General features: G+C 37.2%; 11 protein-coding genes. 5 read left to right on the forward strand and 6 right to left on the reverse strand.

The features are described from left to right. Positions 1–24 precede the first annotated feature (24 nt). The 5 genes from IX38_RS21535 to IX38_RS21555 all read left to right on the forward strand — a co-directional run bounded on the left by IX38_RS21535 (position 25) and on the right by IX38_RS21555 (position 5,422). Positions 25–981, forward strand: a complete 957-nt coding sequence (locus tag IX38_RS21535; RefSeq protein ID WP_034708143.1) for a transketolase family protein — start codon at positions 25–27, stop codon at positions 979–981. Between the two features lie 53 nt (positions 982–1,034). Beyond that, entirely contained in the window at positions 1,035–2,018 is a 984-nt protein-coding gene (locus IX38_RS21540) for a Gfo/Idh/MocA family protein (protein ID WP_034708133.1), read from the forward strand. Between the two features lie 308 nt (positions 2,019–2,326). Further along, positions 2,327–3,514 carry a galactokinase gene (gene galK, locus IX38_RS21545; protein ID WP_034708134.1) on the forward strand — a complete coding sequence of 396 codons (1,188 nt, stop codon included), beginning with the start codon at positions 2,327–2,329 and terminating at the stop codon, positions 3,512–3,514. Next, positions 3,483–4,562 carry a UDP-glucose--hexose-1-phosphate uridylyltransferase gene (locus tag IX38_RS21550; RefSeq protein ID WP_316934150.1) on the forward strand — a complete coding sequence of 360 codons (1,080 nt, stop codon included), beginning with the start codon at positions 3,483–3,485 and terminating at the stop codon, positions 4,560–4,562. The genes galK and IX38_RS21550 overlap by 32 nt, the downstream gene beginning before the upstream one ends. Before the next feature lie 62 nt (positions 4,563–4,624). Beyond that, positions 4,625–5,422, forward strand: a complete 798-nt coding sequence (locus tag IX38_RS21555; protein ID WP_034708135.1) for a Cof-type HAD-IIB family hydrolase — start codon at positions 4,625–4,627, stop codon at positions 5,420–5,422. 234 nt (positions 5,423–5,656) lie between these two features. Here IX38_RS21555 and IX38_RS21560 read toward each other — a convergent pair whose 3' ends face one another. The 6 genes from IX38_RS21560 to IX38_RS21590 form a co-directional block, all read right to left on the reverse strand. Then, positions 5,657–6,478, reverse strand: a complete 822-nt coding sequence (locus tag IX38_RS21560; RefSeq protein ID WP_034708136.1) for an alpha/beta fold hydrolase — start codon at positions 6,476–6,478, stop codon at positions 5,657–5,659. A gap of 436 nt (positions 6,479–6,914) precedes the next feature. Then, a complete protein-coding gene (locus tag IX38_RS21570) occupies positions 6,915–7,430 on the reverse strand; it encodes a DsbA family protein (protein ID WP_034708138.1) in 516 nt (171 codons plus the stop codon). A 2-nt stretch (positions 7,431–7,432) separates the two neighbouring features. Continuing rightward, positions 7,433–7,894 carry a redoxin domain-containing protein gene (locus tag IX38_RS21575; protein WP_034708139.1) on the reverse strand — a complete coding sequence of 154 codons (462 nt, stop codon included), beginning with the start codon at positions 7,892–7,894 and terminating at the stop codon, positions 7,433–7,435. Beyond that, entirely contained in the window at positions 7,878–8,603 is a 726-nt protein-coding gene (locus tag IX38_RS21580; protein WP_034708140.1) for a YoaK family protein, read from the reverse strand. Before IX38_RS21580 ends, IX38_RS21575 begins: the two co-directional genes overlap by 17 nt. A 477-nt stretch (positions 8,604–9,080) precedes the next feature. After that, entirely contained in the window at positions 9,081–9,815 is a 735-nt protein-coding gene (locus tag IX38_RS21585) for a M17 family peptidase N-terminal domain-containing protein (protein ID WP_034708141.1), read from the reverse strand. 142 nt (positions 9,816–9,957) lie between these two features. Next, on the reverse strand, positions 9,958–10,700 hold a 743-nt coding region (locus IX38_RS21590; protein WP_034708142.1), incomplete at its 5' end, for a cupin domain-containing protein.

Consider the following 10,700-nt stretch of genomic DNA (forward strand, 5'->3'; position numbering starts at 1 on the left):
AACAACCATCAACAGATAAAAACAATGAAAAAATATACCTACACAGAAAAAAAAGATACAAGAAGCGGTTTCGGAGCCGGTCTCGCAGAACTGGCAGACAAAAATCCTGATGTCGTAGCACTTTGCGCCGACCTTATCGGTTCCCTGAAAATGGAAAAATTCATCGAAAAAGCGCCGGAACGTTTTTTCCAGATTGGTATTGCCGAAGCCAATATGATTGGCATCGCCGCAGGATTAGCCATCGAAGGGAAAATTCCGTTTACGGGTACATTTGCCAACTTTTCAACAGGAAGAGTTTATGACCAGATTCGTCAGTCGGTGGCGTATTCCGATAAAAACGTGAAAATATGTGCTTCCCACGCCGGTTTAACTTTAGGTGAAGATGGAGCAACACACCAAATATTGGAAGATATTGGCTTGATGAAAATGCTTCCCGGAATGACCGTTATCAACACTTGCGATTACAATCAAACCAAAGCAGCAACTATTGCCATCGCAGATTACGAAGGTCCGGTTTATCTGAGATTCGGAAGACCAGTAATTCCTGTTTTTACGGATGAAAATCAAACCTTTCAAATCGGAAAAGCCTGGATGGTCAACGAAGGAAAAGATGTAACGATCATTGCAACCGGACATTTGGTTTGGGAAGCGATAAAAGCTGGAGAAATCCTCGAAGAACAGGGAATTGATGCTGAAATTATCAACATTCACACGATTAAACCTTTGGATGCTGAAGCGATTTTGAAATCAGTAAAGAAAACAGGTTGTGTTGTAACTGCCGAAGAACACAATAGATTAGGCGGATTGGGAGACAGCGTTGCTCAGCTTTTGATTACAGAATATCTTGCACCTCAGGAATACGTTGCCGTAAACGATAGCTTTGGAGAAAGCGGAACACCCGATCAACTGATGGAAAAATACGGATTGACTGCAAATGACATTGTAGAAGCCGCAAAAAAAGTGATGAAAAGAAAAAATTAAATTAGAGTTAAAAATAAACTTTATGATTTTGCCAATATTTCATTAATCAAAATATGAAAAAAATAAGATGGGGAATTCTGGGTACAGGAACTATTGCTCATAAGTTTGCAGCAGACCTCAAGTACGTAGAAGATGCAGAACTGACTACAGCCGGATCTCGCTCACTGGAAAAAGCTCAAAGTTTTTGCGAAGATTTTAATATTCCATTCAGTTTTGGAAGTTATAAAGAACTTGCAGAAAGTAATGTTGTAGATATCATTTACATCGCAACACCGCACAACCTGCATCACGAAAATACCTTGCTATGTCTGAATAATAACAAAGCCGTTTTATGTGAAAAACCATTTGCCCTGAACGCAAAACAAGCAGCTGAAATGATTGAGTTATCCCGTCAGAAAAAACTGTTTTTGATGGATGCTTTATGGACAAAATTATTACCTCATTATCAAAAAATGATGGAGATGGTGAAAACCGGGGTTTTGGGAGATATAAAAGTGGTTTTAGCTAATTTCGGTTTTCAAGCGAATGCAGACCCGGATTCTCGTTTGCTCAACCCTGAATCAGGAGGAGGATCATTGATGGATATTGGTATTTATAATGTTTTTACAGCATTGGATGTTTTGGGTAAACCTGATGAAATTAACGTTAGTATTGTTGCGACAGAACAAGGTGTTGATGAGCAATGTGGCATTATTTTTAAGTATGATAACGGGAGTATGGCAAGTTTATTTTCTACTTTATCAGCCGATCTTGCTACCGAAGTAGAAATATGCGGTACATTGGGTCGCCTGAAATTAACCACCCCTTTCTATGAACCTTCGTCAACTCTGGAATATTATTCCAATGGAGAGAAAAATATCATTGACGTAGAAAAAAATGGCGGATTTGGCTACCAGTTTGAGGCACGTCACGCCACAGAATGTCTGCAAAATAGTTTTACCGAAAGTCCAATCATAACTCACGGTAAGAGTTTGTTGCTGATGCAAACTTTAGACAGAATCCGCAATTTATCAGGAATTGTTTTTCCTGGTGAATGAAATTAAGAACCTGTTTAAATTGTATTCAATAAAAATTATTATGCAGAAATAATTATTAAAGAAAAATATTCCTCTCGCAGATTAAGGGGATTTTGCAGATTTATTTCAGTCATAAAAATCTGCATAATTTGCTAAATCAGCGAGATTTTAAAAATTTAACCAGCCTCTAAGTCATTTTTTAAGGATATTACATCACTGTTAATCATTTAATTGATGAAATAGTGATTAAAATATTCTAATTAAGTTAAAGCGATATTTATAACTTTAATTTTTAAATATTTCTAAAAAAGCATAAATTGCAGTTATCTATGAAGGAGAAATTAATCAATCATACCACAGAAGCATTCCAGGCTTTCTTCCAGTCGGAACCGGAAAGTATTTTTCTGGCACCGGGAAGAATTAATATTATTGGCGAACACGTCGATTACAGCGATGGTTTCGTACTTCCAGCAGCTATTGACAAATACATTTGCTTTGCTGTGAAAAAAGTTGATGATTCGGAAACCTGTACTTTTTTTGCTAAAGATTTTAATGAATCCTTCAGTTTTAATATTTATCAAAAGCAAACTCCGGTTTCGCAGACTTGGGTTAATTATTTATTGGGTGTTTTCAATGCTGTTCAGGAAAGGGAAAAAAAGATTGGCGGTTTGCAAATTGCTTTTAGCAGCACGATTCCGATGGGTTCGGGTTTGTCGTCTTCTGCGGCTTTGGAATGTGGATTCGCCTTTATTCTTAACCATATTTTTGATTTAAATTTAACCAAAAAAGAACTGGCGCTGATTGGTCAGAAATCCGAGCACACCTTTGTTGGTGTAAAGTGCGGAATTATGGACCAGTTCGCATCCGTTTTCGGTAAAGAACATCAAGTAATTATGCTCGACTGCAATTCGCTTGAACACCGATATTTTGAAGCTAATATCGAAGGGTACAGTCTTGTGCTTTTCGACAGTTGTGTAAAACATACGCATCTTACTTCCGGCTACAACGACAGGAGAAAAGATGTTGATAACGGCAAAAAAGTATTGTGGGAAAAATTCCCCGAAATAGAAAAATTCCGAGATTTCAGTTTTTCAATGCTTGATGCCGTGAGAGCAGAAATAGGAGAGACGTCTTACAAAAGATGTCTGTACCTTTTAAAGGAAATCAAAAGGGTAGAAAAGGCTGCCAAAGCTTTATCAGAAGGTGATGTAGAATATTTAGGACAGCTTTTAATCGAAACGCATTCCGGACTTTCAACAGAATTTGAAGTTAGCTCTGACGAACTTGATTTTATGGTGAAAGAAACGTTGAAGGAAAACGGCGTTTTGGGTTCAAGAATAATGGGCGGCGGCTTTGGCGGATGCAGCATCAATCTTATAAAAGATGAAAATGTTGATGAAGTGATTAAAAACATCAGCACAAAATACAAAGCAGATTTTGACATCGAAATGAAAGTGTACCGTGTAAAAATATCGGATGGAATTAATGAATACAAAAGAAATGAATTCGTCGTTTAATCAGAAAAATCATCCTCACAGAAGACACAATCCGCTTTTGGATGAATGGATTCTGGTGTCTCCGCAACGAGCCAACCGACCCTGGCAGGGACAAACCGAGAAAGTTACCGAAGAAAAACTTCCTGCTCACGACCCAAATTGTTACTTATGTTCAGGAAATGTGCGTGTCAATGGGGATAAAAATCCTGATTATAAAGGTGTTTTTGTTTTCGAAAACGACTTTGGTTCTTTGATGAAAGATAATGTTGAATTCTCTGATGAAAAGTCTGATTTTTTTACATTAAAACCGGAGCGAGGAATTAATAGAGTCATTTGCTTTTCAGAAAATCACAGCCTGACTTTGCCAGAAATGGAAGTCGGTGACATCAAAAAAGTAGTAGATGTCTGGCAGCAGCAATATGAAGAATTAGGTGCTGAAGATTACATTGACCACGTTCAGATTTTTGAGAATAAAGGAAGTGTAATGGGATGCAGCAATCCGCATCCGCACGGACAAATCTGGGCACAGTCTTCGATTCCGTCAACAGTTTTGAGAACGCAGGAAAATCTGAAAAATTATTTTGAAAAAAATGGAACTTCTCTTCTGGAAGATTATGTAAAAAGAGAGTTGGATGCCAACGAAAGAATCATCCTTGAAAACGAAGATTTCGTAGCTGTCGTTCCATTTTGGGCAATTTGGCCCTACGAAACAATGATTGTCAGCAAAAGAAAAGCGGAAAATATCCTTCAGTTTTCTGATTCCGAAAAGTTTTCTTTAGCTTCAATAATAAAAGATTTAACCACAAAGTACGACAATCTTTTTGAGATTTCGTTTCCATATTCATCAGGAATTCATCAATCGCCGACGGATGGGAAAGAACATACTGAATGGCATTTTCATATGCATTTTTATCCACCCTTGCTGCGAAATGCTGAAGTGAAAAAATTTATGGTGGGCTACGAAATGCTGGCAGAACCGCAACGTGACATCACGCCGGAACAAAGCGCAGAAATATTGAAAAATCTTCCGGTTGTGCATTACAAGGAAGCTTTAAATAAAAGAGCTTAACTTTGTATTTGAAATTCAATTAAGACAGGATTCGGTAAGAATCATTGTATAAAATTAACTTTATGAAAGACATTAAACTGATTGTTACGGATATGGATGGCACTTTCCTTAATTCTCAATACGAAATCAGTCCGGACTTTCCTGCTATTTACCAGGAGCTGAAAAAAAGAAATATTCTTTTCGTTCCTGCAAGCGGAAGACAAATGCCGGGGATCACACAATATTTCACAGAAATCGAAAACGAAATCGGTTTTATTGCAGAAAATGGAGGTTATGTAGTTTATAAAAATAAGGAACTTTTTGCAGACAAATTGGACCATACCTTCGTAAAAGAAATTATCAGAACTATCCGTGAAATTCCCGGTGCAAGAGCCGTTCTTTCGGCGAAGAAAAAAGCATATTACGAAAGTAATGACGAAGAATTTGTAAATTATTTCACCAGATACTACACCGAAAATCAAAAAATAGACGATCTGACAACAGAAGTAGAAGATGATGCTTTCAAAATTGCAGTGTATCACCCTGAAGGTTCCGAAAAAAATCTTTACCCTTTCCTGAAAAAATTCCAGGAGAATAATCTGGAAGTGGTTGTATCCGGAAAGTACTGGCTGGACATCATGAATAAAGATATCAATAAAGGTAATGCACTGGAAAAACTGCAGAATCTTCTGGGTATTTCACCGTCCCAAACAATGTCTTTCGGAGACTATATGAATGATATTACAATGCTGAAAAAGTCAAAATATTCTTACGCGATGGAGAATGCACATCCTTCTGTAAAGGATGCTGCCAGCTTTTCTGCACTTTCAAATGATCATTTTGGAGTGCTGGAAACGATTAGTGAGTATTTAAAAATATAATTTTTAGTATAACAAGTGTTGAATAAGAGGCTGTTTAAAATTTTAAAATCTCGCAGATTTAACAGATTACGCAGATTTTTATGACTGAAATAAATCTGTGAGAAGAATATTTTTCTTTAGGAATTATTTCTGCACAATAATTTTTATTGGATCAAATTTAAACAGGCTCTAAGAATCATAAAAAATAAAAGGGCAAATCTTGTTGATCAACCCCTTTCTTCATTTCACTTTCACTTAAGATTGGATAAACTCCAAAAGATCTTTATTAATTGTCGGAGCTTCCGTAGTCGGCATTCCGTGAGGGAAACCAGGATATGTTTTCAAGGTTCCGTTTTTCAGTAATTTAATAGATTTTAAAGCAGCATTCTGGTAAGGCACGATCTGATCATCTTCACCGTGAAGAACCAAAACTGGGATGTCAGTTGCTTTTAAATCTTCAGTCTGGTCAGTTTCAGAAAACGCTTTGATACCGTCATAATGAGCCACAATTCCGCCCATCATTCCCTGTCTCCACCAGTTTCTCTGCACGCCTTCTTTCACATCTGCACCTTCTCTGTTGTAGCCGTAGAAAGGAAAAGTCAAGTCAATATAAAACTGATTTCTGTTGTTTAACGTCTGATCTCTGATGCCATCAAATACTGACATTGGAACACCATCAGGATTGTTTTCGCTTGCCACCATAACCGGCGGAATGGCACTGATTAAAACTGCTTTTTTAGCTCTTCCGTTAGCATATTTTGCCACATAACGGATAACTTCACCGCCACCTGTAGAGTGACCAATGTGAACTACATCTTTCAGGTCAAGGAATTCTACCAATTCAGCAGCGTCAGAAGCATATTGCTCAATCGTGTGATTGTAAATATCCTGACTTGAACGGCCGTGACCTCTTCTGTCGTGGGTCACCACTCTGTAACCTCTTTGCAGGAAGAAAATCACCTGTGCATCCCAATCGTCTGATGATAAAGGCCACCCGTGGTGAAACATCAATGTTGGTCCTTCGCCTTGATCTTTGTAAAAAATTTCTGTTCCGTCTTTTAATTTAAGTGTACTCATTGTTTTAATTTTTTAATGTTGTAATTAATTTATTTTAATATATTGTTGTCTTAATTCTTTAGCAAATGTAGTCCTGTAAATTCCAATCCATCTTAACCTAGGTTAAAATCGTTCACTTGCTCTATTTTATTTTGGGCAGCTTTATCCGCCTTCCGTTCCCAATCTTTTTTGCAGACGATTTCAGTAAAGTTGAACTCAAAGGCCACGCAAAAAAGGATTTCCACTCAAGTCGGGCTGCAGATTTATTATAAATTCACGTTTCCCTTATTTTTCTCTGTCTTAACTGATGTAAAACTACTGCGGATTATAAAGTTTTTGATTCAAATTTTCGACGAACGGGCAAAAAATGTCGTTGAGTTCAAGAAAGAATTAGTTGTAACTTTTTTTTGCAGTTTCCGTGGAAAAATGTGGTAAGTATGAATGCAAACTTCCAATGTTATTTCACGTTTTCCCTTACCAATTCTAAAAGATTTTCCGCACCTCCATCGAATTTTTTACCATTCACGAAGAAAGAAGGTGTTCCATTCACTCCGCTTACGATTCCGCTTTCAAAATCTGCATCAACTTTATTTGCCAGTTCGGTGCTTTCCAGATCTTTTTCAAATTGAGGAATATTCAGTTTTAATTTTTCTGCTAATTTCATAAGGAAATTCTCATTCAAATCTTGTTGATTTTCATAGATTGCATCGTGCATTTCCCAGAATTTTCCTTGCAAATTGGCTGCTTCTGCTGCGAGTGCCGCCGGTCTTGCATATTGATGCATTTCTGACAGTGGGAAGTTTCTGAAAACAAATTTGATTTGACTTCCAAACTCTTTCATCAATTCTTTCAGAACAGGATAAGCTGCTCCGCAATACGGACATTGATAATCTCCATATTCTACGATAACTAAATCGGCATCTAAGTTGCCTTGTGCGTGGTCAGTTTTGCTGACGGCTGGTTTTAATGACATAATTATTTTGTTTTAAGTGTTTCTAAAGCTTCTAAAATTCCGTCAGCTCCCGGATTAATGGCCGTTGGTGACAGATAACTCCATTTGATGATTCCATCTTTGTTGATGACAAATAGTGCCCGTTTACATTCACCTTCTTCCTCATCATAAACTCCGTATTTTCTGGCGATTTCTCCTTTCGCTTCAAAATCTGCTAATAACGGAAAATGTAAATTTCTGGATTGTGAAAAGGCCAAATGACACCATTTGCTGTCCACAGAAATTCCAAAGAGTTCCGCATCATATTGTTTGAAAAATTTCAATGTTTCATTATACAAAGCCATCTGATCGCTGCAAACCGGACTCCAGTCGGCTGGATAAAAAGCGAGAATGACATTCTTTCCTTTGAATTCTGAGAGTTTAATTTTCTGGTCGGGCGTTGCAAATAATGTAAAATCAGGAGCAACATCATTTTTCTGTAACATAATATGAGTTTTTATAGTTAATTTTTGAAATCAATAATCCGCAAATCAGTAATGACAGAGCCGGAAAAATAAAAGTCCATTTTCCTAAATAATCGAGTAGGATAGGAGCGATAACCGCACCGGATAAAAAGCCAATCCACAAGAATAAAAGACGAATGGCATTGGATTTATATTCTTCTTTTTCCGCCTTATTTTTAGTCATACTCAGCATTGCTGTGTTTCTTGCCAAGCTGTTCAAAGTTCCTGTTACGAAATCTGTATTCACTTTTTGGTTTCCTACGGAAGTCACAATCGTATTCATCAATCCCATCGAAAAACCGATCATCGCAATAGAGGAAATAGAATTAATAGTATAAAAATAAGCAATTATTGTATAAAAAATCAGAATTCCGGAAACTATGTAAAATGGTAATATTTGGTTCTTAATTCTCTTCCAAAATGACAGGCAAGTTCCTGCGTAAACTCCCAATAGGAAAAGAATGATAACTGTAACTGATGTTACAATAACTCCAAATTTATCACTTGAAAGTGCTGCGCCCAGCTGCGTTGTGTTTCCACTCATAAAAGAAACGTAGGTTTTCCATTTGATAAGACCTGTTGCATCGATGTATCCTGCAATCAGAGCTAAGAATACCGCCAATCTTTCCTGCTTCCTGATTGGGTCAGGTAAAACTGAAATGTTTGCTGAAGAAATTATTGGCTGTTCCATTTTGAAGAGATTATTCTTTTTTTGCCACGAATTCAATAATTAAAAAGAAATATTAAGATTAAATTCGTGTATTAGTGGCTATTCATTGATACAATTTATAAGAGGTTATTTTTGCCACGAATGCACGAATTTTTTTATAACTGAATCTGGTAGATTCCTATTTAAAAGAAAATATTAGTAATTAGATTAGTGCATTCGTAGCTATTTCATTGTACAAGGTATGAGAGGTTATTTTTGCCACGAATGCTCGAATTTTTTTTATAACTGAATCTGGTATAATTTCCATTTAAAAGAAAATATTAGTAATTAGATTCGTGCATTCGTGGCTATTTCATTGGTACAAGTTATGAGAGGTTATTTTTTGCCACGAATTCACTAATTTTTTTATAACTGAGTCTGGTAGAATTCCTATTTAAAAGAAAATATTAGTAATTAGATTCGTGCATTCGTGGCTAATTTAATATGAATTAATAATCTCTACTTATTAAAAGCAGCAATCGCTTTTTGAATTCCTTCTCCGGCAGTTGTGAAAAATGCAGGTCCCGCAAGTAATGTGATTTTCTCGATTGGTTTGTAGGCAGACATTTTTTTACCTTTCAGGAAAGCCTGAGTTCTGTAAGCGTTGATGGCTCCGGTTACGCCGTATCCTGCAACTTCTGCGGTGGGCGAATCTATTCCTGCGTCTTTCAGGTCGGTTGCGAAAGCATATTTCGTAACCCCCAATCGCAACGCTTCTTCCATACCAACACTGGCAACTTGCTGCATCAGCTCGGGCGTGAATTTATTCCGGTCACCCAATCCAATCAACAGTAATTTTTTTGCTCCGATGGTTCCTGAAGGTGGTGTTATTAGTAATGTTTCCAGTGAATGTCCTGCAAATTTTCCGGATTTTCTGAGTTCTGTGATGATACCGTTCAGGCTTTTGTCAAGATGAACCATTCCATTTACAGCTTCAGGTAAAGCGGGTGGCGAATTGAAAATATCTCCTTCTGTATATTCAAAAACGCAGGCAATCTGCAAAGGTGTAACTTCTGTGGACGGACCTTGTACCATTCCTTCGATGGCGATTCCATCCACTTTTCCCCAGATCTTGGAAGTATTTGCAGGTGTTGTCTGTACTTTGGTTTGTGAAAAATAGATTTGTGGTGTTACCACAAGCATTGATGCAAATAAGCCAATGCGTACTGCTTTTTTTACGTTTATTATTTTCATAACTAATTATTTATAGGTTCAATAAATTTTATCTGCCACGAATTCACGAATGTTTTTTTCAACAAAGCACCAAAAAATATTTTTATTTGTGCATTCGAGGCAATTAGAGACTTCAGTCTGCAACTAAACTATCGACTTTAATCTATAATAGTTTTTTAGGTTCAATAAACACTTTCTTAGAAGGGAATTTTTCTATTTCACCTTCCTTCAAACCAAAATTGGTAACAACTACATCCTTTGGATTTCCTGCAAGCCATTCGCTTAAATCAATAGATTCATAAACACCGCTGTTAAATCCGATAAGGACTTTACAAACTGTATCTCCTGTATTTTTGATGTAATGTCCGGCTCCCATCGGAACATAACCCACATCACCTGCATTGAATTGCTCTGTTACAACAGTTCCTTCCGCTAAAAATACTGACATTTCTGCCTGTCCGGAAATAAAATACTGCCATTCGTCTGCGTTGGGATGCCAGTGCATTTCTCTCAAAGCTCCGGGTTGCAATTCCAGAACAGAACCAGACATTGTACTGCTGATAGGGAATTCTTTGCTGGTAACCAATCTCTGCAAACCTCCTCCGGGAATGATTCTCGGCTGTTGAGAATGCAAAGGATAACGGTGAAAACTGGTTAATTCTATATCAGATTCTCCAGGACGGGCAGCGGCTGTGAATGATAACTCATCAGGAACAATTCCGGCAGCGAAATAGGCTTCTTTTTGTGGTAATGCAGCGACTTCTTCAAGCGTTAAACCTAAATTTTGTGCAACAATTTCAGGAGGCATACTTGATACGAAATCTGTAACACTGAATGTATGATCTTCTGAAAAATTACCGTTATCGAAAATCAAAATAAAATGACATTCTTCTGTTCCTGTTGCCT

Origin of the sequence: Chryseobacterium luteum (assembly GCF_000737785.1) — a bacterium.
Classification (GTDB): Bacteria; Bacteroidota; Bacteroidia; order Flavobacteriales; family Weeksellaceae; genus Chryseobacterium; species Chryseobacterium luteum.